The 22,463-nt window shown below is 60.3% G+C and carries 21 protein-coding genes; 12 read left to right on the forward strand and 9 right to left on the reverse strand.

Annotated features, from left to right (window positions below):
• Positions 1-56 precede the first annotated feature (56 nt).
• Entirely contained in the window at positions 57-653 is a 597-nt protein-coding gene (locus AHA_RS06455) for a hypothetical protein (protein ID WP_011705195.1), read from the reverse strand.
• A 258-nt stretch (positions 654-911) separates the two neighbouring features.
• Between AHA_RS06455 and AHA_RS06460 the strand changes: the two genes are divergently transcribed.
• Both AHA_RS06460 and AHA_RS06465 read left to right on the forward strand, forming a co-directional pair.
• Complete coding sequence (locus AHA_RS06460) at positions 912-1,178, forward strand: helix-turn-helix domain-containing protein (RefSeq protein ID WP_011705196.1); 267 nt, start codon at positions 912-914, stop codon at positions 1,176-1,178.
• A gap of 204 nt (positions 1,179-1,382) precedes the next feature.
• Entirely contained in the window at positions 1,383-2,744 is a 1,362-nt protein-coding gene (locus AHA_RS06465; RefSeq protein WP_011705197.1) for a sodium-dependent transporter, read from the forward strand.
• An 87-nt stretch (positions 2,745-2,831) separates the two neighbouring features.
• Here AHA_RS06465 and AHA_RS06470 read toward each other — a convergent pair whose 3' ends face one another.
• Together AHA_RS06470 and AHA_RS06475 are read right to left on the reverse strand one after the other, a co-directional pair.
• Positions 2,832-3,698, reverse strand: a complete 867-nt coding sequence (locus AHA_RS06470) for a patatin-like phospholipase family protein (RefSeq protein WP_011705198.1) — start codon at positions 3,696-3,698, stop codon at positions 2,832-2,834.
• 33 nt (positions 3,699-3,731) lie between these two features.
• The gene (locus AHA_RS06475; protein WP_011705199.1) at positions 3,732-5,285 is read right to left on the reverse strand and encodes a sensor domain-containing diguanylate cyclase; all 1,554 of its coding nucleotides are present in this window, start codon (positions 5,283-5,285) and stop codon (positions 3,732-3,734) included.
• Positions 5,286-5,493: 208 nt separating this feature from the next.
• On the opposite strand from AHA_RS06475, the gene AHA_RS06480 reads away from it, so the two are divergent.
• The 4 genes from AHA_RS06480 to AHA_RS06495 all read left to right on the forward strand — a co-directional run bounded on the left by AHA_RS06480 (position 5,494) and on the right by AHA_RS06495 (position 12,670).
• Positions 5,494-6,543: an efflux RND transporter periplasmic adaptor subunit gene (locus AHA_RS06480; RefSeq protein ID WP_165444128.1), complete on the forward strand. Its 1,050-nt coding sequence runs from the start codon at positions 5,494-5,496 to the stop codon at positions 6,541-6,543.
• Positions 6,543-9,662 carry an efflux RND transporter permease subunit gene (locus AHA_RS06485; RefSeq protein WP_011705201.1) on the forward strand — a complete coding sequence of 1,040 codons (3,120 nt, stop codon included), beginning with the start codon at positions 6,543-6,545 and terminating at the stop codon, positions 9,660-9,662. Before AHA_RS06480 ends, AHA_RS06485 begins: the two co-directional genes overlap by 1 nt.
• A gap of 93 nt (positions 9,663-9,755) precedes the next feature.
• On the forward strand, positions 9,756-10,124 hold the full coding sequence (locus tag AHA_RS06490) for a hypothetical protein (protein ID WP_011705202.1): 369 nt from the start codon (positions 9,756-9,758) through the stop codon (positions 10,122-10,124).
• Between the two features lie 137 nt (positions 10,125-10,261).
• Positions 10,262-12,670, forward strand: coding sequence for a YgiQ family radical SAM protein (locus tag AHA_RS06495; RefSeq protein ID WP_011705203.1), 2,409 nt, complete (start codon positions 10,262-10,264; stop codon positions 12,668-12,670).
• A 289-nt stretch (positions 12,671-12,959) separates the two neighbouring features.
• Here the strand turns inward: AHA_RS06495 and AHA_RS06500 are convergent, their stop codons facing one another.
• A complete protein-coding gene (locus AHA_RS06500) occupies positions 12,960-13,919 on the reverse strand; it encodes a hypothetical protein (RefSeq protein ID WP_011705204.1) in 960 nt (319 codons plus the stop codon).
• Positions 13,920-13,937: 18 nt separating this feature from the next.
• On the reverse strand, positions 13,938-14,873 hold the full coding sequence (locus AHA_RS06505) for a hypothetical protein (protein ID WP_011705205.1): 936 nt from the start codon (positions 14,871-14,873) through the stop codon (positions 13,938-13,940).
• A gap of 519 nt (positions 14,874-15,392) precedes the next feature.
• Here AHA_RS06505 and AHA_RS06510 point away from each other — a divergent pair.
• The gene (locus tag AHA_RS06510; RefSeq protein WP_164927577.1) at positions 15,393-15,620 is read left to right on the forward strand and encodes a hypothetical protein; all 228 of its coding nucleotides are present in this window, start codon (positions 15,393-15,395) and stop codon (positions 15,618-15,620) included.
• Between the two features lies 1 nt (position 15,621).
• Here the strand turns inward: AHA_RS06510 and AHA_RS06515 are convergent, their stop codons facing one another.
• Positions 15,622-16,662, reverse strand: coding sequence for a helix-turn-helix domain-containing protein (locus AHA_RS06515; protein ID WP_011705207.1), 1,041 nt, complete (start codon positions 16,660-16,662; stop codon positions 15,622-15,624).
• A 191-nt stretch (positions 16,663-16,853) separates the two neighbouring features.
• On the opposite strand from AHA_RS06515, the gene AHA_RS06520 reads away from it, so the two are divergent.
• Both AHA_RS06520 and AHA_RS06525 read left to right on the forward strand, forming a co-directional pair.
• Positions 16,854-17,195, forward strand: a complete 342-nt coding sequence (locus tag AHA_RS06520; protein WP_011705208.1) for a DUF805 domain-containing protein — start codon at positions 16,854-16,856, stop codon at positions 17,193-17,195.
• Complete coding sequence (locus AHA_RS06525; RefSeq protein WP_011705209.1) at positions 17,192-17,674, forward strand: hypothetical protein; 483 nt, start codon at positions 17,192-17,194, stop codon at positions 17,672-17,674. The genes AHA_RS06520 and AHA_RS06525 overlap by 4 nt, the downstream gene beginning before the upstream one ends.
• Positions 17,675-17,728: 54 nt before the next feature.
• Here AHA_RS06525 and AHA_RS06530 read toward each other — a convergent pair whose 3' ends face one another.
• The gene (locus AHA_RS06530) at positions 17,729-18,163 is read right to left on the reverse strand and encodes a hypothetical protein (RefSeq protein ID WP_011705211.1); all 435 of its coding nucleotides are present in this window, start codon (positions 18,161-18,163) and stop codon (positions 17,729-17,731) included.
• A complete protein-coding gene (locus tag AHA_RS06535) occupies positions 18,160-18,693 on the reverse strand; it encodes a DinB family protein (RefSeq protein ID WP_011705212.1) in 534 nt (177 codons plus the stop codon). The genes AHA_RS06530 and AHA_RS06535 overlap by 4 nt, the downstream gene beginning before the upstream one ends.
• 187 nt (positions 18,694-18,880) lie before the next feature.
• Here AHA_RS06535 and AHA_RS06540 point away from each other — a divergent pair, with 187 nt between their 5' ends.
• The 3 genes from AHA_RS06540 to aqpZ all read left to right on the forward strand — a co-directional run bounded on the left by AHA_RS06540 (position 18,881) and on the right by aqpZ (position 21,584).
• The gene (locus tag AHA_RS06540) at positions 18,881-19,789 is read left to right on the forward strand and encodes a Gfo/Idh/MocA family protein (protein WP_011705213.1); all 909 of its coding nucleotides are present in this window, start codon (positions 18,881-18,883) and stop codon (positions 19,787-19,789) included.
• Between the two features lie 264 nt (positions 19,790-20,053).
• Positions 20,054-20,575, forward strand: coding sequence for a crossover junction endodeoxyribonuclease RuvC (gene ruvC / locus AHA_RS06545; protein WP_005298649.1), 522 nt, complete (start codon positions 20,054-20,056; stop codon positions 20,573-20,575).
• 322 nt (positions 20,576-20,897) lie between these two features.
• Complete coding sequence (gene aqpZ, locus AHA_RS06550) at positions 20,898-21,584, forward strand: aquaporin Z (RefSeq protein ID WP_011705214.1); 687 nt, start codon at positions 20,898-20,900, stop codon at positions 21,582-21,584.
• 123 nt (positions 21,585-21,707) lie between these two features.
• Here aqpZ and AHA_RS06555 read toward each other — a convergent pair whose 3' ends face one another.
• Positions 21,708-22,457 carry a lytic transglycosylase domain-containing protein gene (locus tag AHA_RS06555; RefSeq protein ID WP_164927786.1) on the reverse strand — a complete coding sequence of 250 codons (750 nt, stop codon included), beginning with the start codon at positions 22,455-22,457 and terminating at the stop codon, positions 21,708-21,710.
• Between the last annotated feature and the right edge of the window lie 6 nt (positions 22,458-22,463).

Below are 22,463 nucleotides of genomic sequence, written 5' to 3' on the forward strand. Positions count from 1 at the left end.
CATAATCCATATGGCAAATTGTGTCGTGTGGATAACTGGCTGTTTATCCAAATTAATTAGTGATCCAAATAGGCTCGGTGCAGTCTCTTCTCGAGTTTCATATAGGCCTGAACCCAGTCAGATTGCGCCATGGCGGGAAATTCCCTCGCCTGGAACACGGCCAGGTAATCGGCCTCGGTTGCTTCGCACAGTAAGGGTGTAAAACTGCACAAAAAATGACGGGCCAGGTAGGGATCGAGCGGCCAGATGTTGAGGATGGCTCGCGCCACAGGCTGTACTGCAGCTGAACAGCAAAAATGCAGGTGGCCTGCTTCGAGCCAGTCGGCCATCTCGGCCAGACCGTTGACGGGGACCAGGCCGCCATCGCCCGGCTCTTTGGCCAGTGTTAGGTGCAGACCATTACCAAGCAGCAGGGTTCCATTTTCCTGCATGACGCCATCGTGACTGCGCATTGGCAGCCCGGTTGCGGGCCGCTCAAGAAACAGGCTGCTCTTGTCATCGAGCGCAGCCAAAACTGCTGCCGCCTGATCGTGCAGTGCGGCGGGCAACCAGAAGGCCTCGGCACGAGTCTGCTGGCCTTGCTGCAGTTGACGAGCGAGTTCTGCGGGGGGGGTGACAGGGTGTAAACAGGAGATTATGCCGGGAAGCGCCATGAGTTCTTACTCTTAGGGGATAGCCGGCGAATTATACGAGTTATTCCTGTGGCAACAATAAAGGTTTCTTTTCGAGACTGTTTACCTGAGGCGGTTGAGCGATTACCATCCCCGATGTTTGCAAGGGTTGTCGTCGAAAGACGCTGATTAAAGATAGAGGCTCGACCATAACGAGTCCGTTCAAAACTGATACACTTGACTACGAGTCGTCGCGAAAAATAAAGGTGGAGTCAATCCGCCGTACGGAGTATGGAACACATGAATTCAAATATCGTAACTGTTGGCAAGAAGATCCGTCAGATCCGTGAAGCGGTCGGCCTGAGCCGTCCCAAGTTTGCAGATCTGCTGGGCGTTCCCCCGACCACCCTGAAGAACTACGAACTGGGTTATCGTGAAGTTGGTGGCGCCTTCCTGGTGGCACTGGCTCATCACCCGGAACTGCACAAGTTCACCCTCTGGCTGCTGGCTGACAAAAAAGTCGCCGAAATCGGTCAGAGCGGCCCGGACGATATTGCCAAGGCTTGATTTGATTGAGCTTTGACAAAAATGCCGCCATCGAGGCGGCATTTTTTATCCATCAAATAACCCACGAAATTAATTAAATTTGGCTAATTGTGCTCTCACCAAGGCTTTTCACGAAAATACCTTGGCAAGCCGGATTAATCCTCAGAAAATTCTGACCGCTAAAATTAGCGGTATCCCTCGCATGATGCGCACAGTGAGACAAGCATGAGTCAAATCACCCCCAAGGCCAGAGATGGCTTTACCAGCAAATTCGGCGTCCTTGCCGCCACCCTGGGCTCAGCCGTCGGGCTGGGAAATATCTGGAAGTTTCCCTACCTGACGGGCGAAAACGGTGGCGCCGGTTTCCTGCTGGTCTATGTCATCGCGACGCTGCTGGTCGGCCTGCCGGTGATGATCTCCGAGATCATGCTGGGGCGCAAAGGCAAGTCCGATGCCGTCACCACCCTCAGCAAGCTGGCTCCAAAGGGGCAGCCCTGGTGGTTGATCGCGGCCATGGGGGTGCTGGCTGCCTTCCTTATCATGTCCTTCTATTCCGAGGTGGCAGCCTGGGTCTTTGCCTACATCTTCAAGGCCGTTGACGGCTCCATTCTGTCGACCGACCCTAAGGTGACCGGGGCGGCCTTCGGGGCGCTGATAAGCGACCCGCTGCAGAGCCTGCTCTGGCAGTGGCTGGTGCTGGCGCTGATGGGCGGCATCCTGCTGATGGGAGTCTCCAAGGGGATCGAGGCGGTGACCAAGAAGCTGATGCCGGTACTCTTCATCCTGCTGCTCGTTATCGGCATCCGCAGTCTGACCCTGCCGGGGGCGAGCCAGGGGCTGCATTTTCTGTTCTCACCGGATTTTTCCAAGATAACGGCCGGGGTGGTGCTGACCGCCATGGGGCTGGCCTTCTTCAAGCTCTCCATCGGCATGGGTTGCATGATGACCTATGGCAGCTACTTTCGGGATGATCAGAACATCCCGCTGACCACCTTCCGGGTGATGTGCGCCGACCTGTTCGTCTCCATGCTGGCCGGCATCGCCATCTTCCCGGCGGTATTCGCCTTCGGTTTTGAGCCCACTGCCGGTCCCTCCCTGCTGTTCATCACCATTCCGGCGGTCTTCGCCAGCATTCCGTTCGGCCACCTGTTCATGGTGCTGTTCTTCGTGCTCTCTGCCATCGCCGCCACCGGCGCCATGCTCTCCATTCTGGAAGTGCCGGTCTCGGTGGTGTCAGAGCGATTTGGCATGAGCCGCCCCAAGGCGACCCTGCTCAACCTGCTGGTGCTGGGGGCGGTGGGGTCGACCTGTGCGCTCTCCAACAGCTCGCTGGCGGACGTTCATATCGCCGGCAAGACCTTCTTCGACCTGTTCGATTTCGTCTCTTCCAACGTATTGATGCCTCTTGGCGGCATCTTCCTCTGCCTGTTCGTGGGCTGGGTGTGGGGTTTCGAGCGGATGAAGGAGGCGCTGACCAACGGCGGCGAGCTGGAGCTGGCGATCCTCAAGCCGCTCTTCTTCATCATCCGTTACGTGTCGCCGCTGCTGATCCTGATCGTGATGCTCAAAGGGTTGGGGCTGTTCTAGCCAGCAGGGTTGGACCCACAGTTCCCACAGCAAAAGAGCGCCGCAAGGCGCTCTTTTTGTTGGGGAGGACGAATCCGGTGAACTGTACTAGAGCACACCGAGGCGGCCGAGTTCATCCTTGAGCTGGTCGAGGTTGCGCTCGACGCAGGCCTCGCCCTCGTTGATGGCGTCGCTGGCGCGGTGGAAATCCATGATGGAGAAGCTGCCAAGGCGCGGGCAGAGCTGGATCTCGGGCGGGTCGCCGGCCATCCGGGCGCGGGTGATGCGCTCCTGCATGATGTTGATGGAGCCGGTCATCACGCTCCACATGCCCGGCGTGTTGGGGCTGTCGCCCCGGTTGAACCACTGGCTGAAGCGGTTGCCACCGCTCGGTTCATCCGGCTCGTCGGTCCAGGGCTGGTGCATGTCGGCGTTGAGGTTGACGGCGATCACCACCTCGGCCCCCATGGCGCGGGCCAGCGAGATGGGCACCGGGTTGACCACGGCGCCGTCCACCAGCCAGCGATCCTCGACCCGGGTCGGGGTCAGGATGCCGGGCATGCCGCAGGAGGCGCGCACGCACTGGCGCAGCGGCCCCTGCTGCAGCCAGATCTCGCGGCCGGTGTCGAGCTCGGTGGCGACGCAGGCAAAGGGCAGCGGCAGCGTCTCGATGGCGGGATCGCCTAAGTGGTTGGCGGCGATGCCGAACACCTTCTCGCCGCGAAACAGGCCGCCGGAGAGGGCCGGGTCGAGCAGGCTGACCACCTGCAAGCGGCTGAAGCCGCGTACCCAGCTCTCCAGCTTGTCCAGTTCACCGGCGGCATAGGCGGCGCCGACAAAGCTGCCGATGGAGCATCCCGCCACCAGATCCGGTTTGACGCCGAGCCGCTCCAGCGCCCGTATGATGCCGATGTGTGCCCATCCACGGGCCGCGCCGCTACCAAGAGCCAGTCCCACACGGGGTTTTCGTGCCACTTTGTCTCTCCAGGAGTGAGTGAGAAAGCCAGCTTACCCGCAGTTGCCGGCGCCGTCATCCTGCCAGCGTTCGCTGCGATTGCGGCCGTTGGCCTTGGCCTGATAGAGCGCCACGTCGGCCCGCCGAATGGCCTCCTGCAACTGGGTATCGGTAGTGCTGTGGTGGTAACCCAGGCTAACGGTCACCGCCAGGGCCGGCGCCAGCTCCTGCCAGGGGTAACGGGCGATGCGCAGACGCAGCTGTTCGGCCAGCTGGTCGAGTGGTTCGCCCCCTTTGGCCGCCAGCAGCAGAAACTCCTCGCCGCCCCAGCGGATCAGGGCGTCTTCCCGCCGCAGGTGCTGCTGGCACAGGCGCACCAGCTGGATCAGCACCTGATCGCCCACCTCGTGGCCAAAGCGGTCGTTGACCTGCTTGAAGTGATCGCAGTCGAACATGATCACCCCGAGGCTGCCCCCGCGCTGCTGATGGCGGCGCTCGAACTCGTCTAAGTAGTGGCGGTTGAAGGCGCCGGTCAGGGCATCGTGGCGAGAGAGATAGTCCAGCTGCCGGTTCAGGCGGCGAGACTTGAGATTGGCGAGCACGGCCCAGGCCATGAAGAACAGGGCGATCAGGGTCGGAGCGGACTGACAGAGCAGGGCCCACAGCAGGGAGGGCAGGGGGATGCGGTGGAGCAGGGTGAGCTCGGTGTCAGGAATGGCGTACTGGAACTGAAACGCCCCCTGCTGCCAGCGGTAGCCATCCAGAGCCGTTGACGGCTTTGGGACGAAGTCGACCTCCTGATTGCTGCTGGCGAGGATCTGCTGATGCTGGTTGACCAGAAACAGGGTGCCGATACCTGGGGTGGATTCGCGCAGCAGCTGCTCCAGCCGGGAGAGCAGCACATCGATGCTGATGACGCCCACCAGCACCTGATCTTTCACTATGGGCTGTGACAGGGTGATCATCTGGCCCGCGCCAGCAAAGTCCTCGTAGGGGCGCGAGACGGTGGCGTGCAGGCTCTTCTCCTTCTGCTTGAGGGCATCCTGCCAGTAGGACTTGAGATAGATGTTGCGCCGAAAGTGAAACTGGCTGGCGGGGACCCAGGGGTAGAGATAGACGAAGTCATCGACCCCGGTGAAGTAGAGCCAGCCGACCTTGTCCCCGAGCAGCTTGCTGGCGGTGGAGAGCAGGGGGGAGAGGCTCAGCGCCAGGTGCAGCCTGGCGGCGCGCTGGCTGCCGGGGGCCGGCAGCGGCCCCAGTCCGGTCAGGTTGCCGCTCAGCCCCTTGGGCAGGTTGGCGGGCACCTTATCCAGCGCAAAGCCCTGGTCACCATTCTCCCGCAGGGCGCCGTAGAGCTGCTGGGTGAGGGCGGATTGCGGGTTGCTGCGCAGCCGCTCCTCTGCCTGACCGCGCATGGCCTCGAGAAAGGTTTCCATCTGCTGAAACTGGGATTTCAAGCGGGAGGCAGTGCTGAGGGTGTCGCTCTGATAATGGTCGGTGACCTGGGTCAGGGTCAGCTTGAGAGTGATGGCCAGCAGCAGGGCGACAAAGGCGCAGAGCAGCCATTGCAGGCGACAGGTAACAAAATGAGATCTGGGTTCAGGCATAGGCGTTAGGCGGGATCCGGACAGGTTCGGAGCATCAGTTTAGGGCACAATCGTGAAGCCCGTCTTCTGCTACTGCTATTTCAATCAAATATCGCCGTTTCTGTTACGTTTTGTCACATTTATACATAGTCACGGCATAGTCAGGGGGTAACATGGTGACCATCATTGATGAAGTGCCCTCTTTTCTCTTAATTTCATGGATTGCTTGATGAAAATGCGTATATGGCTGGTGCTTGCCTGCCTCTCTCTGCTGATTTCCGCCGGCTTGTATTACCGCCACTCCGCCCCTGTCGGCAAACCCCAGCCACGTCAGGTCAACATCAGGGCGCAGACGGTCAGCCAGAGCCTGGCCGAACCCTCCATCAAGCTGGTGAGCAAGCTGGCCGCCAATCGCTCCGTAGTGATAAGCCCGGAGGTGACCGGCCGCATCGTCAAAATCGCGGTGCGCTCCGGCCAGCAGGTCAAGCAGGGGGATGTGCTGATCGCCCTCGACGCCGGCAAGCAGCAGGCGGAGCTGGCCGAGCAGAGCGCCAGCGTGCGCGACGAGAGCCGCAAGCTGCGGGACATGCGCCGGCTGGTGGCGCGCGGCGCCATCACCACCTCCGAGCTGGAGGGGCAGGAGGCCACGGTCGCCCAGGCTCAGGCTCGCGCCGATGCCGCCAAGTACGAGCTCTCCCTGCGCACCCTGCTGGCGCCGTTCGACGGCTCGGTCAGCCTCATCGATCTGAGCGAAGGGGCCTTGGTCAACAGCGGCGATACCCTGCTCCACCTGGACGAACTGGCCAAGCTGCGGCTCGATCTGGCGGTGCCTGAGCGCTACCTCTCGCTGCTGCGCCCCGGCATGGCGGTGACTGCGACCAGTTCGGCCTGGCCGGACCAATCTTTCCGCGGTGTGCTGGAGACGCTGGACAGCCGCGTCTCCAACGATACCCAGAACATCAAGGCGCGGGTGATCATCCCCAATCCTGACGGTCAGCTGCGCCCCGGCATGCTGCTCAACGTCGAACTCTCCCTGCCGCCACAGAAGATGACCCTGATCCCGGCCCAGTCGGTGGAGTATGCCGGCGAGCAGCGCTTCGTCTATCGTCTCGAACCCAACGGCAAGGTCAAGCGGGTACCGGTGGTGCTGGGGGATACCCATGGCGAAGAGGTGTGGGTGACCGAAGGGCTCAAGGTGGGCGATCGCATCGTGGTCGAGGGGTTGGTCAACCTGCGTGACGGCGTCAGCGTGCACGATCTGGCGGAGGTCAAAGGCTGATGTGGCTCTCCGATATTTCCGTGCGCCGCCCGCTGGTGGCGGTGGTGCTGAGCGCGCTGCTCACCGTGTTCGGTCTGGTGGCGTTTTCCAAGCTGACGGTGCGGGAGATGCCGGACGTGCAGACGCCGTCCGTCTCCATCACCACCATGTACGAGGGGGCCGCCCCCGCCGTCATGGAGAGCCAGGTCACCAAGCCCATCGAGGATCAGCTCTCCGGCATCAGCGGCATCAAGAACATCAACTCGGTGACCCGCAAGGGGCGCTCTGTCATCACGGTGGAGTTCAAGCTCGGCTGGAACATGGTGGAGGGGATCTCCGATGTGCGCGATGCCATCTCCCGCGCCCGCCCCAAGCTGCCGGACGAGGTGGATGAACCCCTGGTCACCAAGGACAACGGCAACGGCGACGTGGCGGTCTGGCTCAACTTCAGCAGCACCCAGATGGACCGCACCGCCATGACCGACTACGCCAACCGGGTGTTGGTGGATCCCCTGAGCCTGGTGGACGGGGTGAGCGAGGTGTCGCTCTCCGGCGATCTGACCCAGGTAATGTACGTACGGCTGCGCCCAGCCGACATGGCGGCGCGCGGCGTCACGGTGGCGGATGTGCAGGACGCCCTCAAGCGCGAGAACATCGAGCTGCCGGGCGGCGAGATCCGCAACAACAGCATGACCATGGCGGTGCAGATTGCCCGGCTCTATCACACCGCCGCCGATTTCCAGGCACTGCAGGTGCGCACTGCCACCAACGGCCAGAGCATCTATCTGGCCGACATCGCCGATGTGGAGGTGGGCGCCAAGAACGAAGACAGCGCCTACCAGCGCAACGGCCGCGAGAGCCTGGGGATAGGCATCGTCGCCCAGTCCACCGCCAACCCGCTGGCGGTGGCGCAGGGGGTCGAGAAGAAGATGGCCGAGATGCAGCGCTTCCTGCCGGAGGGGGCGGCGCTGGAGGTCGACTACGACTCCACCATCTTCATCAAGCAGGCCATCGACGAGGTGTACGAGACCCTCGCCATCTGCGCCGTGCTGGTGGTGGCCGTGCTCTACCTGTTTCTGGGGCAGGGGCGCACCACCCTCATTCCGGCCATCACTGTGCCGGTCTCCCTCATCTCGGCCTTTATCGGCGCCTGGTATCTGGGCTTTTCCATCAACCTCATCACCTTGCTGGCGCTCATTCTCGCCATCGGTCTGGTAGTGGATGACGCCATCGTGGTGGTGGAGAACATTCACCACCATCTGCAGCGCGGCGAACAGCCCCTGCTGGCCGCCTGGCACGGCACCCGCGAGGTGGGCTTTGCGGTGATCGCCACCACCGCCGTGCTGGTGATGGTGTTCGTGCCCATCGCCTTCATGGATGGCATGGTGGGCCGGCTCTTTACCGAGTTCGCCATCCTGCTGTCGCTGGCGGTGCTCTTCTCGTCGCTGATCGCGCTCACCCTGACCCCGGCCATGGGCTCCTGGCTGATGCGCTCGGTGGATCGGCCCAACCGGTTGACGGCGGCGCTCGATCGCGGCCTCGGCTGGGTGGAGACCCACTACCGCCGGCTGCTCGGCTGGATGCTGCACCATTCGCGCTGGACCCCACTGGTGCTGGTGCTCTGCCTTGGCGGCATCGGCGCCCTGTTTGCCCAGCTGCCTACCAGCCTGACCCCGACCGAGGATCGGGGCGTGCTCTACGTGTTCGTCAAGGGGGCCGAGGGCACCAGCATCGAGCGGATGAAGCGCAACATGCAGCAGGTGGAGGCGGCCATCATGCCGCTGCTTGGCAAGGGGGTGGTGCAGGCCATGAGCTTCAGCACCCCGGCCTTCGGCCGCGGCGGCGATCAGACCGGCATGGCCATCATCCAGCTCACTGACTGGGCCGAGCGGGATGAGACCGCCACCGAGTTTGCCAAGTCCCTGAGCGGGCGGCTGGCCGGCATTCCGGACGTGATGATCCGCACCTTCCAGCCGGGCTTTCGCGGTGGCTCCACCGCGGCGGTGCAGTTCGTGCTGCAGGGCTCCGATTACGCCGAGCTCTATCAGCAGGGGTTGGCCCTGAAAGAGGCGGCAGCCCAGAGCGGCCTGATGGAGACACCGGATCTCGACTATGCCGAGAAGACCCCGGAGCTGCAGGTGACCATAGAGCGGGATCGGGCCAACCAGCTCGGCATCCCGGTCTCCACAGTGGCGAGTTCCCTGCAGGCCCTGCTCGGCGGCATCAGCCAGACCACCTATGTAGACAGAGGAGAGGAGTACGACGTCTACCTGCGCGCCAACCAGCGCGACTTCAACGGCGTCTCCGACTTGAGCCGCATCTACCTCAAGGCGGCCAACGGCGAGATGGTGACCCTCTCGACCCTGGCCACCGTCAAGCAGGTGGCGAGCCCGCAGCGCCTCAACCACTATCAGCGTCAGAAGGCGGTGACCCTGACTGCGGATCTGGCGCCGGGCCACACCCTGGGCGAGGCGCTGGATTACCTGGACGGCTGGGCCAGCGCCAACCTGCCAAGCGGCATGACGGTGGATTATGCCGGCGAGTCCAAGGACTATCGCGACAACCAGGGCGAGATGGTGATGGTGTTCGGTCTGGCCTTGCTGGTGGTCTATCTGGTGCTGGTGGCCCAGTTCGAGAGCATGCTGACCCCGGCGGTGGTGATGGTGACGGTGCCGCTCGGTATCTTCGGTGGCCTGCTTGGCCTCTGGCTGACGGGGCAGGAGATGAGCATCTACAGCCAGATCGGCATGATCATGCTGATCGGCATGGTGACCAAGAACGGCATCCTGATCGTCGAGTTCATCAATCAGCTGCGCCAGCGCGGTGAGGGGTTCGACGAGGCGATCATCGCAGGTTCGGTGCGCCGCTTGCGCCCGATCCTGATGACCTCGCTCACCGCCATCATAGGGGCCGTGCCGCTGATGCTCTCCATGGGGGCGGGTTACGAGAGCCGGATGTCGGTGGGCACCGTGGTCTTCTTCGGCCTCTCTCTGGCGACTCTGGTGACCCTGCTGCTGGTGCCCGCCATCTACCATCTGCTGGCCAAACGGGCCGGCATGACCGGGGCGCGGGATCAACTGGTGGACGAGGCGCTGGCGGCCAGCGAGGCCGCCTCGCAGCAGGACAAACCGGCGGCCTGATGCCTACACCCATATAGGTGAAAAGCACTGCAAGCTGATGGCATCCTCGGGTAAGCGGGTTAATATATAGCCAGTTTAATGTTGAGGTGAGCTATGTTGCCATCAGCCATTTATGAACCGCTGCCCTTTGCCTATATGGGCAGCGGTTTGCTGTTGTTGGGGATTGCCGATCAGCCGGGGCTGTTGCTGGCCGGGTTGGCATTCTATCTGGCCGGTTCGCTGGCCTGGTTTCGACGCGGCGCCTATCGCCGGCCCGACAAGCAGCAACTGCGAAAGCAGGGCTGGCCGCTGTGGCTCTACGAGAGCCGGCCGTTCGCGCTGATCCTGCTGGGCCTGCTGATGTTGCGCCTGGCCACCCACCCGGTGTTCCTGGCGCCCGCCCTGGTCTGGTGCCTGCTGGGCGGCTATCAGTTGCTGCAGCGCCACTACAACCGCATCGTGCTGGCCCGCGTCCTGGCCTGAGCCGACAATCAACCCGCACTTTTCAGGCGAGCCCCGCTGGCTCGCCTTTTCCGTATCTATCGTAGGGGCAAAAAGCCGTCGCCCCCGCCTTGCTCTGCCGGTATAATGCGCGACCCGAATTGTTCCAGGTGGTCAAAATGCAGCCGGTTACCAACCTCTTCTCCTATCCCCGTTACTGGGCCGAGTGCTACGGCACGGCGCCCTTCCTGCCCATGTCCCGCGCGGAGATGGACAAGCTTGGCTGGGACAGCTGCGACATCGTGCTGGTGACCGGGGACGCCTACGTGGATCACCCGAGCTTCGGCATGGCGGTGATCGGCCGCATGCTCGAATCCCAGGGGTTTCGGGTCGGCATCATCGCCCAGCCGGACTGGTCATCGAAAGATGACTTCATGCGCCTGGGCAAGCCGAACCTCTTCTACGGGGTGACCGCGGGCAACATGGACTCCATGATCAACCGCTACACCGCTGACAAGAAGCTGCGCCACGACGACGCCTACACCCCGGGGGACGTGGGCGGCAAGCGGCCGGACCGCGCCACCCTGGTCTACACCCAGCGCTGCAAAGAGGCCTATAAAGAGGTGCCGGTGGTCATCGGCGGCATCGAGGCATCGCTGCGCCGCATCGCCCACTACGACTACTGGTCCGAGACCATCCGTCGCTCCATCCTGATCGATGCCAAGGCCGACATCCTCATCTACGGCAACGCCGAGCGGCCGTTGATCGAGGTGGCTCACCGCATCGCAGGCGGCGAGACCATCGACACCATGCAGGACATTCGCGGCACCGCGGTGATCCGCAAGGAGCCGCTGCCGGGCTGGCGCGGGGTGGATTCGAGCAAGCTCGATCAGATTGGCCGCATCGATCCTATCCCCAACCCCTATATGGAAGGGGCTCCCTGCAGCGATGACGAAGGCACCGCGCCGGTGGAGCAGGAGGCCAAGCCCATCCTGGTGCAGCCCCCTAAGCAAAAGCCGTGGGAGCAAACCTACGTCAAGCTGCCAGCGTTCGAGCGGGTGAAGGAGGACAAGGTGCTCTACGCCCATGCGTCGCGCATCCTGCACCACGAGACCAACCCGGGCTGCGCCCGCGCGCTCTCCCAGGCGCACGGTGATCGCATCATCTGGGTCAACCCGCCCGCCTTCCCGCTCGAAACCGACGAGATGGACGGGGTGTTCGGCCTGCCGTATCAGCGGGTGCCGCACCCGGCCTATGGCAACGAGAAGATCCCGGCCTACGACATGATCAAGACCTCGGTCAACATCATGCGCGGCTGCTTCGGCGGCTGCTCCTTCTGCTCCATCACCGAGCACGAGGGGCGCATCATCCAGAGCCGCTCGGAAGAGTCGATCTTGAAAGAAATCGAAGAGATCCGCGACAAGGTGCCGGGCTTTACCGGCGTCATCTCGGATCTGGGCGGCCCCACCGCCAACATGTACAAGTTGCGCTGCAAGAGCCCCAAGGCCGAGCAGACCTGTCGCCGCGCCTCCTGCGTCTGGCCGACCATCTGCCCGCATATGGACACCGACCACAGCCCGACCATCAACCTCTATCGCAAGGCGCGCGACCTCAAGGGGATCAAGAAGATCCTCATCGCCTCCGGGGTGCGTTACGACATCGCGGTGGAAGATCCGCGCTACATCAAGGAGCTGGCCAAGTACCACGTCGGCGGCTACCTCAAGATCGCGCCGGAACACACCGAAGAGGGCCCGCTCTCCAAGATGATGAAGCCGGGCATGGGCAGCTACTACAGCTTTAAGGAGCTGTTCGACAAGTATTCCAAAGAGGCCGGCAAGCAGCAGTACCTGATCCCTTACTTCATCTCGGCCCATCCGGGCACCACGGATGAAGACATGGTGAACATGGCGCTCTGGATCAAGTCCAACCGCTTCAAGCTCGATCAGGTGCAGAACTTCTACCCGTCGCCGCTCGCCAACGCCACCACCATGTATTACACCGAGAAAAACCCGCTCAACAAGGTGAGCCGCCAGGGTGGGGACGTGTTCGTGGTGAAAGGGGAGCGTCGCCGTCGCCTGCACAAGGCGCTGCTGCGCTACCACGATCCGGCCGGCTGGCCGATGATCCGCGAAGCCCTGCTGGAGATGGGCAAGGGTCACCTGATCGGCAACGGCCCGGGTTGTCTGGTGCCGGCGGAAGGGCGCAACGAGCGCGCCGCCACTGGCAAGGGGATGAAACCGGCCCTGACTCGCCATAGCAACATTGCCCATCAGCGTGGCAACGGTACTGGCAACGGCAACAAGGGGGCGGGCCAGAGCAACGGCCAGCACGCTAGTGGCAACGCCAACAAGAGCGGCAAGGGCAATGGCAAGCCGCTGGGTTCCGAGCTCAAGTTGGGTAAAGGGAACGGCCAGCCCGCCGGACAAGGCGCAGGTCATAGTGCTGGTAAGAGTGCAGGTAAGGGCAAACCGACCGGCAAACCCGCCCATAAGGGCAAGGCGCCGACCCGTGCCGGCTCTGCCAAACCCGCTACTCAGGGCAGCAAGCCAGTGGCAAAAGGCAATGGTGCCAAGCGACCGGCGCGGTAATTTTTCCTGATTGGAAAGCGATAGAAATAAAAAAAGGCGACCGGATGGTCGCCTTTTTAATAGCCAACTTATATAGAAAGTTTATTGATAAGTGGGATTCAACTCTGAAGTTCAACTTCCGTTTAAAAAATCAGACCGCTTTAGCCGGAATATATATCTTACAACAGAGTCCCTGTTGCCTTTGACACTGTCATTATTGTTTGTGATAACGGAAGAGATTTTACTGGGTTAAGCCACGAACAAATTGAAGTCCAATGTCACTAATACTTGAGGGGCAATGCCCCTCATTCTAGAATCCATATTTGGCAATGCTAGCCTCTATGTCAGCTCTCTTTTTATCCTTTATAACAGCTTCTACACTATTGTTGAGATTTTCAGCGAGTACCATTGCATTATCTAACAGCTTCTCTAAGTCATGTTCGCTAATCACTACTGGATTACCTTCTTTATCCTTTCCACCTCGATGCACTAAGTGGTTTCTTATCAGCGTTGCAGCTTCAATTTCACTTATGGGCCAGTTTTTTTGAACTTGAATGCCAAATGTTGCCTTGTAACGCTCAATAACTTTATTAGTGCTGTGCCAACTTGCATTTATCAAGCAATCAACGACTGCTTTGAGAAGTTCTTCGTGCATCTTTTCGATAGTTTCACCTTTGAAAGGTAAAGCTGCAATATCCTTGCTTACTTTGAACTCTATCTTTCCTTTCTCTATGCAATTTGACACATACGTATCGTTTTTTTCCATTGACTTAACGTAGAGTTCAACATAAAGAGTTTCTAAGGCGGTGATTACATTGGTGTACAAAAGACCAAGCAAGTGTTCTTTTTGCTGTGATTTGGGATTGTTTTTTGAAAGTGCCTTTATGCTATTGATGTTTTCGCAAAACTTAATGTATGGTTGTTCTGATGATATTACGGCATCGTAGATATCATCATCGTACCAGTCGTTGATATTATTGGAGTTTGCAGACCATTCATAACATTCATTGTTGAGATCGGCTACTAACTCTTCAATTAATTTTTCATCGATGTACTCGCCAAACATCTCTTGAAGTTCTTCACTTGCCTCATATGGCCCACCATAAATGTAAATATACCCATCTTCGCTATCGTGTGGACACGACTCCACTGGATTTTCAAAGTTCTCGTAGAACCAGCTGCGCATTACTTCTAGTTTATTTGCTTTGCTTATGTACTTTAACGATTTGATTGGTACTTTCTTTCCGTTTACATTAAATACAATTTTCAAGATGCTACGCCTTATTGTTTAAGACTTGTGAAATCTGGGAGCTTTGACATCTATGACCTTGCCGAAAGCCGGATTGAGCTCGGGCGCTGGCGGCATCGTGATATCTATATAAGTATCTTCACCCTCAAAATCTTTATCGATTCGAATTGCAATTACTTGGTTTATAGACATATTAATACCCTTGAAAGAGGTATTTATCTGCTCTCCAAAATATATTTCAATGGCGGGCATATCATTTATTTTAATTAAAATTGAAGCGCCTTTCTTTTCAATGTTGATCATCGGAATTGAGTTTATCAACTGCCAAAATGTTTTTTCAACATAGCAGTTGTTTACTTTAAATCCGTGTTTGCTACCAAGGGAATCAACAGAGTATGCCTTAGCGAAGGCGGTGTTCATTTGAAATTCTGAAGGGTTGTGTAGAAAGTTTTTATTAAGAAGTGCTTTTCCATAGTCAGTAATATTCTCTTCGTTGTATTGAAGGAACATGTTTCCTGTATATGATTCCGGTGAATATTGAACTCGCTCGCCACCGGCAAAGACAGTTCTAATTCCATATCCATAGGACCGGGTTAAGTTCATTAAGTTTCTATGGGCAACGAATAAATCTCTTAAGTAAAAAATAATAATGGGAGCATGAGCAAACTCGGGTTTACCTAAATCAACAGTACGAGATATACCATCATTTATGACCAAAATACTTTCATATGGTGCAGGTTCTACTCCAACTAAAAATGGGCGAGCAGCAGTCTGGTATACATCATTTAGGAGCGTTATTAGACCACTATCTTGTAATTTAGAGAGATCCCATGCACATTTTTCTAATGCTGTGCCGAAACCACAAATATCTATCCAGCCAGATATACATGGGATGACATTCAGGTTACCATGTCTAGATTTGTGGATCCATTTTTTAGAATTTTTATATTCATCTTTTTCCCAAAATCCGGCCAAAATATCACCTCGTAAAAATCCATGTTAAATAGCTATTCTGAGTAACAGATCCCAGAAGGATAAGAAATCAGTCTGGCTTTTATATTTAGATATGTTGATAAATAAAGATGACTGAGAAATCAATCGTTTTGAATAAGAAGCAAATCCATGGTGAAATTCTGGGACACCCATCTTCCGGTGTGGGGCGTAACGTCACCAAATCCCACGCTACCGCTCGTGGATTACAGCTTCCAATATGCTCCCTTGACCAGCGATGGCAGCAACCCATCGCAGTTCAACAGGTTCTGGATGGCTATGGTAAGCCAAACGAAACTACCTGTGCGAGCCTTAAAATGATGCAACCATCAGAATCTCATCGTTTTTTGAACTGGATCAGCAAATGGATTTGAAAGGGCATATGTGGCTATTTTCATCGCCCCAAAAGATGACTGTCTTCATCGGGGGAGGCTTTGTTATCTTGCCGGGGATGTCTGCAGGGGCGATGTGTGCCCCTTATCTCATCTCAACAGGAGCAATCAGATGGCGTTAAAGATGCGATCCCGCAGGGAGAAGGTGGGCAGCGGCCTTGGGCTGCTGCTCGGGATCATCGGCTTCAATCTGCTGGTGCCTGTTTTCTTTGAAAAGCAGGCGGGCTTTGATGGCAACCAGATGCTCTGGGCCGCCGTGACGGCGCTGGTCTGCTCCGAGCTGGGGGCCAGGATAGGCAAGTGGCTGGATCGCCGGGAGCAAACGAGCGCTGGCGACTGATTCAGGAGGCGGCCGACAGGTCGCGGGTTGCTCTGAACTGGCTGGGAGTCAGACCGGTGATGCGCTGAAACTCGCGATTGAAGTTGGATTTGGTCTGAAAACCGGCGTTCATCAAGATCTGGGTGATGCTCTCATCCGTGTTAAGCAGAGCCTGCTTGACATGGGCAATCCGATATTCGTTGATGACCCTGGGGATGCTCTGCTGGCACACCAGATTGACGGCACTGGAGATCTGCTTGGCGGGAATGCCCAGTTTGCGTGAGAGACGGGCTAGGGTCAGCTCAGGATCCAGATAGCAGGCTTTCTCTTTCATCAGGTTATCCAGCAGGGCCACTATCTCCCGGGCACGATCTTCGCTCAGCAGTTGCGCTTTCTCCGCAGGCTCGGGAACGGAGGCTGGCATCTCCTCCTCTTCTGCGTCAGCGGTATTGACCCCCACCATCACCACGGCCGCCGCCAGCATGGGCACCAGCATCAGGTGACCCAGCGACAGGATGTAGGGCGCCAGCTGGCCTTGATTGAAGGCGAAGTCGAGGGAGATTGCGGCATCGATGGCCGCCGAAAACAGCAGCATCCAGCCCGCGATATGTTCCGCCCGTCTGACCCCCTCCCACTCATTGAACGAGACATAAAGCAGTAGTTGCGTCTTATCGGAAAAACGCACCAACGCGATGCCGTAGCAGAGATAGATGGAGGTCAGCAGGCCATCCAGCGGCAGTGGCAACCAGTTGTGGGTCAGCATGCCAAGGGTAACCAGCGCGGGACCGATGCCGTGCAGCCAGGAGAAGCGGGCCCCTGGCGCCCTGGCCCGGCTGAAGATATGCCAGGCGGCCACCGGAATAAGTGAGGCGAGGATCGGCTGCGCGAGACTGAGCAGCGCCAGATCGAAGGTCCAGCGCAGCCCCACCACGCCGGTGGTGATGGCGCACAGCAGCAAAAAGAGGGCGGTCGTTCTGGCCGCCCGGCCGAGGCGCGCCAGCAGCACGGCGGCCAGCAGAGCCAGCAGCAAGGAGACGATAAAGGGTATGGGTATGGCCAGCATCATGTATCCCGTGTGCAAAGAGAGGCCGTTGACCGGCGGCGGCATGCCAGCATAACGGCTTGGGTCAGGCGAATGAAGCCCATGATGGCGCGGGCGCGGTTCGAGGACGACCTGAAACCGGTTTGAGGACGCCAGGGGGCGCTTTGCTCCCCATGATAAGGGCTCCCAATCACCATAAAAGGCAGGTATCCATGTTCTCTTTCTACTGGCTGGGGTGGCAACGCGCCCTGGATTTTTCGGGTCGCGCCACCCGGGCCGAATGTGGGTGGTTCATGTTGGGCCATCTGTTGGTCACCCTGATCTGCATCTGGCTGGACGTGCTGCTTGCCAACCTGGGTTGGCTGGATCTGGGCTACGGCCTGGTAAGCAGCGTGCCCCTGATTGCGCTTATCGTGCGTCGCTTGCACGACACCGGTCGCTCCGGTTGGTGGGGCTGGGTCTTTCTGGTGCCGGCCGTGGGGCCCTTGCTGCTTATCTATTTGCTGGCGCAGCAAAGCGGGGCAACCCATGTTGGCAAGGAGGCATCGGCATGAGACACGCACTCTGGTTGTTTATGCTGTGCAGCTCGCTGACGGTGGCTGCCGTCGACAATCCCCACGATTTTCCCAAGGGGGCACTGGGCCTGCTGCAGGTCGACAGCCTGACCCGTGGCGAGCTGCTGTGGATGCAAGGGCGGGTGGGGGAGGGAACCTATACCACCACTGATGCCGAGGGGCGTCACTGCGCCATCCGGGTGCCGGTGGCGGTCGGCAAGCTGGCGAGCAGCGGCCTTGGCATCGACTCCGCCGCGGGGCTGGCCATCGTCGTCATGACGCCGCGGCTCGATGTGGCGCTCAGCAAGGGTGAGCGGGTGAACAGCAGCGACTTCATCTTCTCCCGCGAGGCCGCTGACCTGGCGGCCGACGGCTATATCGTCAGCGGGATCGCGGCAGACGAAGGGTTTGTGCTGAACTCGCGGCGGCGCTGGATAGCCTGGCTGCTGGAAGACAAACCGGCGCTGCGCTGTCAGTAAGGTCTCCTCGTCGGGAGGATGCGCCGGCCAAAGAAGGCCCACTGGCTGGTGCGCCTACTGCCACACTTCCTGCCCCTTGGCATTGAGCAGGGTGTGAAAGAGATAGTGATCGTCCCGATCGTAATAGACGGTGAGGGTGTGCTGCTGGGTATAATCCGCCGCCACGCCGGCCACCGTCATGGGTATCAGGATCAGCTCCCCCAGCCCCATAGTCACGGCGCTCGCCGTGGCCTGGCCATTGCCATCACCGCGTTTGTGGATCTTGCCGAGCACGGTAAAGCGATCGCAGCCCTGCACCTTATCCTCGGTCAGATAGGTGGCCTGCTGGCAGAGCTGGGGCTCGCCCAGTTCGGCGCGAATGGTCGCGCGGGTCTGCCCCGCTGCCAGGGTCTCGCGAAAGCGCCCCGAGTAGTGATCGATGGCGGCGGCGCAGCCGCTTAGCAGCCCGATCAGCAGCAGCGGTGCGAGCCGCAAACAGGCGCGTTTCATGGGCGGGCCTCGCCATCTGTCAGGGCCGCATCGCCCCGCCGCCTGGGTTCACTGCGATGCAAAAAGGTGGTCAGGGTATCGCGCGGCGGCGTGATGCCGCACTGCACCAGAATGCGCCCGATCGCCCCCCTGTGATAGCCGCCGTGGGTCACCAGGTGCAACAGCATCTCGGCGCGGCTCATCTGCCCCTTGTCGCCATCCACGAAGTTGAACGAGAGCACGGCCTCGCCATCTGCCTGGCTCAGGCCGGCAACGTACTCCAGATACCAGGCATCCAGCTTGCCGATGGCGGTGCGCAGCATCGCCAGGGTCGGTGTCTCCGGGGTATTGGTGGCGGTAAAGCTGTGCCGTTCCCCCAGCAGATTGGCCTTGAAGATGGCATCGACCACATGGATATGGTTGAAGATGCGCAGGGCCGTGTGGTGGGCCTCACCATCTTGCGCGGCATCCAGGGTGGCGAGGGCATCCAGCAGTTCGCCATCGGCCCAGGCCTTGTAGCGAAACAGCGAGAGCAGGGTTGAGCTTGGCATGGCACTCCTTGGCGCGTCTTATGTCCAAAAGCGGACATCTTAGCCAGATGGAGCCCCAAATAACACTCCCCCGGCAGAGGGCAGGGTTGGGCCAGCCATCGGCTGTGTCCGGGTCGGCGGGGATGCTACCCTGTCAGCCGTTGCCGGATAAAACTGCGCCCATAACCCGCCGCCACAAGGAGTCCCCATGCGCATTGCCCTCGTAGGTCTTGGTGATATCGCCCAGAAAGCCTATCTGCCGCTGCTTGCCAGTGACGAGCAAGTCACCCCGCTGCTCTGTACCCGCAATCCAGCGGTATTGGATAAGCTGGCTCGCCAGTACCGGATCGCCGAGTGCTTTACCGAGCTGGGCGACCTGCTGGCAAGCCGCCCGGATGCGGTGATGATCCACGCCGCCACTGCGGTGCACCTTGAGCTGGCCGCCCAGTGCCTGCGCGCCGGCATCCCCACCTTTGTCGACAAGCCGCTCTGCGACACTCTTGCCGGGGTAGAGGAGCTCGCCAACCTGGCGCTGGCGCAGAACCGCCCGCTGTTTGTGGGCTTCAACCGCCGCTATCTGCCCGCCATGAGCGCGGCCCGCGGCCAGCTGCTTACCGAGCTCAACTGGCAAAAGCACCGCCACGCCTTGCCGGGGGCGCCGCGCTCGTTTCTGTTCGACGACTTCATCCATGTGCTCGACAGCCTCTGCTACTACGGCGGCGCGCCTGATGGGGATCTGCATGCGGTGCTGCGGCGCTGTGCCCGTCAACCCGAGCTGCTGGCCGGGGTGAGCGTTGCCTGGCAGAGCGGGCAGGTGGCGGTGAGCGGCAGCATGAACCGCAGCGCCGGCCTCACCGAGGAGCGCATCGATGCCTATGGCGACAACCTCTCCCTGCATATCGAAAATTGCACCCGGGGCACCCTGGCCCGCGATAAAACCGTGCAGACCCTGGCCCCCGACGACTGGCAGTCGGTGCTTACCCAACGGGGCTTTGCCGCCATGCTGGCTCACTGGTATCAGCAGATTGAAGCGGGGCGGGCCGACGGGGCGCTGATTGAGAGCTACCTGCACAGCCACCGGCTGGCAGAGCGACTGGTGGCCTTGGCGGGGGAGTGAGGGTGATCGCCGCGCAGGGCCATGGGCGGGGCGGCGGGCGAAAAAATCGCCGGACCACTGTATGAGATGGCGCATCCCTGCGCAGTTGATTGGCGGGGGCGCTGCCGCGCAAGCCAAGCGGGCGCTTGTTTGCTATCTTGGCGGCCATGAACTGCCAGCAGAGCGACAGAGTGTGATGAACCAGCTATTGAAACGGGGTGGCCGGCTGGCTGCCCTTGCCAAACGGCAGCGGATCCCCGCCATGATGGCCAGGGTGGCCCGTCCATGAGCATCATTTTGGGGATAGACCCGGGTTCGCGCATCACAGGTTACGGGGTCATTCGCATCGTGGCAGGCAAGGCGGAGTACCTGGGCTCGGGCTGCATCCGCACCGATCTGGGCGAACTGCCTTCGCGCCTCAAGCAGGTCTATGACGGAGTGAGCGAGATCATCACCCAGTTCAAACCCGACGAGTTCGCCATCGAGCGGGTCTTTATGGCACGCAACGCGGATTCGGCTTTGAAGCTGGGTCAGGCTCGCGGCAGCGCCATCGTGGCGGCGGTCAATGCCCTGCTGCCGGTCAGCGAATACTCGGCCACCCAGATCAAGCAGGCGGTGGTGGGCACGGGCGGCGCGGCCAAGGAGCAGGTGCAGCACATGGTGACCCACCTGCTCAAGCTCTCGGCCACCCCTCAGGCGGATGCGGCGGATGCCCTCGGGGTGGCGCTTTGCCACTTCCATACCCGCCAGATCCTGATCAAGATGGCCGGGCGCAGCACGGGATCGGTGCGCGGTCGTTACCGCTGAGCCGAGATTGCCGGTCTGATGCCGGCAATCTCAGGCAAGCGGCCATGTGCCGGCTGGTTGCCCCTCTGGCGGCGACTGTCGGCAAAAGCCTCAACAGAGTCACAAGCTGTCGCACTGCCTGCCTGCCGCAAGGCGCAGCCCGCCCGGGTGCTAACGACAATCTTCTCAGTTAATCAACGACTTGTGACGCAAGTCACGTTTTCAGGCCTTCATCGCTTCCCTTCGCTTGCCCGAACGGGACTCCCATAATGTGCGCCGGCCGCGTGGTGCGGCCCGGTGAGCCGCTGGCTCCCGCTTCATCCATCATTGGGAGAGTTGAGAAGTGAAACCTTTTGCAGCTGAATTCATGGGAACCTTCTGGCTGGTGCTGGGGGGCTGCGGCAGCGCCGTGCTGGCCGCCGCCTTTCCGAACGTCGGCATCGGCCTGCTTGGCGTGGCGCTGGCGTTCGGTCTGACCGTGCTGACCATGGCTTACGCCATCGGCCATATCTCGGGCTGTCACCTGAACCCGGCCGTGACCATTGGTCTCTGGGCCGGCGGTCGTTTCCCGGCCTCCGGCGTGCTGCCCTACATGGTCGCTCAGGTACTGGGCGGGATTGCGGCAGCGGCGGTGCTCTATGTGATTGCCAGCGGTCAGGCCGGTTTCGATCTGGCGGCGGGCTTTGCCTCCAACGGCTATGGCGAGCACTCCCCGGGCGGCTACAGCATGCTGGCGGCGCTGGTGTGTGAAGTGGTGATGACCGGTTTCTTCCTGTTCGTCATCATGGGCGCCACCGATAGCCGGGCCCCGGCCGGCTTTGCTCCCATCGCCATCGGCCTGTGCCTGACCCTCATTCACCTCATCAGCATTCCGGTGACCAACACCTCGGTCAACCCGGCGCGCAGCACGGGCGTGGCCTTCTTCGTAGGGGACTGGGCACTGGGCCAGCTGTGGCTGTTCTGGGTTGCGCCCATCGTCGGTGCCATTCTGGGTGCATTGGCCTATCGCGCGATCGCGACCAAAGCCTGATCCGTCAGGGCAACAAAGTGTGGTATCGACACGCCCCCGGGCGTGTTTTTTCGTTTCTGGCGGGAACGAAAACGGGCCACAAGGGCCCGGCTGCTTGCGTTGCTGGGTGAAAGAGGAAAGGTCTTACAACCCCTTGGCGCTCAGCATGTCTTTGTAGCGCTGGCGCAGCAGTTGCACCCGCTCCACATAGGCGCGAGTTTCGGCATAAGGAGGGATGCCCCCATGTTTTTGCACCGAGCCGGCACCGGCGTTGTAGGCCGCGGTGGCCAGTGCCACGTTGCCGCCATACTGCTTGAGCAGCCCCGCCAGGTATTTCACTCCGCCGAAGATGTTCTGCTCCGCCAGCAGGGCGTTGCCCACTCCCAGCTCCCGCGCCGTGGCCGGCATCAGCTGGGTCAGCCCCATGGCCCCCTTGCGGGACACAGCCAGCGGGTTGAAGGCGGACTCGGCATGGATCAATGCCCGGATGAGGGCTGGCTCCACCTGATAGGCCTTGGCCGCCGCCTGGATGGTGCTGGCGTAGTCATAGAGAAACAGCCCCGTGGTGTGCCAGTTGACCTTGGAGTCGGGGTCGCAGGCGTAGCAGTCGTTGAACAGCAGCAGCTCGTAGTGACCCTGCTCCGGCATCATGTCGGAGTAGCGCACCACACCGTTTTTCTGCACCGACTTGTAGACCTGGATCTGGCGAGTGCCGGGCGGCAGCGGGGGGCTGGCCGGCTCGGGGGGCGGCAGCACGCCCGGGGTGTGCATGGTGACGGGGGCCGCCGCGGGGGGCGGTGCCGGCGGCTCGGCAGTGAGGATCACCACCTCGGCCGGGGCGGGTGTCTGGCTCCAGCCGGGCGGGGAAAACAGCGGGATCAATCCCATCAACATCCATGC

Origin of the sequence: Aeromonas hydrophila subsp. hydrophila ATCC 7966 (assembly GCF_000014805.1) — a bacterium.
GTDB lineage: Bacteria > Pseudomonadota > Gammaproteobacteria > Enterobacterales > Aeromonadaceae > Aeromonas > Aeromonas hydrophila.

Coding starts and splice junctions, on each gene's coding strand:
- AHA_RS06460 (WP_011705196.1), top strand. CDS start 912: ATGAATTCAAATATCGTAACTGTTGGCAAGAAGATCCGTCAGATCCGT.
- AHA_RS06480 (WP_165444128.1), top strand. CDS start 5,494: ATGAAAATGCGTATATGGCTGGTGCTTGCCTGCCTCTCTCTGCTGATT.
- AHA_RS06495 (WP_011705203.1), top strand. CDS start 10,262: ATGCAGCCGGTTACCAACCTCTTCTCCTATCCCCGTTACTGGGCCGAG.
- AHA_RS06475 (WP_011705199.1), bottom strand. CDS start 5,285: ATGCCTGAACCCAGATCTCATTTTGTTACCTGTCGCCTGCAATGGCTG.
- AHA_RS06465 (WP_011705197.1), top strand. CDS start 1,383: ATGAGTCAAATCACCCCCAAGGCCAGAGATGGCTTTACCAGCAAATTC.
- AHA_RS06455 (WP_011705195.1), bottom strand. CDS start 653: ATGGCGCTTCCCGGCATAATCTCCTGTTTACACCCTGTCACCCCCCCC.
- AHA_RS06530 (WP_011705211.1), bottom strand. CDS start 18,163: ATGAAACGCGCCTGTTTGCGGCTCGCACCGCTGCTGCTGATCGGGCTG.
- AHA_RS06555 (WP_164927786.1), bottom strand. CDS start 22,457: ATGTTGATGGGATTGATCCCGCTGTTTTCCCCGCCCGGCTGGAGCCAG.
- AHA_RS06520 (WP_011705208.1), top strand. CDS start 16,854: ATGTTCTCTTTCTACTGGCTGGGGTGGCAACGCGCCCTGGATTTTTCG.
- AHA_RS06535 (WP_011705212.1), bottom strand. CDS start 18,693: ATGCCAAGCTCAACCCTGCTCTCGCTGTTTCGCTACAAGGCCTGGGCC.
- AHA_RS06525 (WP_011705209.1), top strand. CDS start 17,192: ATGAGACACGCACTCTGGTTGTTTATGCTGTGCAGCTCGCTGACGGTG.
- AHA_RS06540 (WP_011705213.1), top strand. CDS start 18,881: ATGCGCATTGCCCTCGTAGGTCTTGGTGATATCGCCCAGAAAGCCTAT.
- ruvC (WP_005298649.1), top strand. CDS start 20,054: ATGAGCATCATTTTGGGGATAGACCCGGGTTCGCGCATCACAGGTTAC.
- AHA_RS06510 (WP_164927577.1), top strand. CDS start 15,393: ATGGCGTTAAAGATGCGATCCCGCAGGGAGAAGGTGGGCAGCGGCCTT.
- AHA_RS06485 (WP_011705201.1), top strand. CDS start 6,543: ATGTGGCTCTCCGATATTTCCGTGCGCCGCCCGCTGGTGGCGGTGGTG.
- AHA_RS06515 (WP_011705207.1), bottom strand. CDS start 16,662: ATGCTGGCCATACCCATACCCTTTATCGTCTCCTTGCTGCTGGCTCTG.
- AHA_RS06490 (WP_011705202.1), top strand. CDS start 9,756: ATGTTGCCATCAGCCATTTATGAACCGCTGCCCTTTGCCTATATGGGC.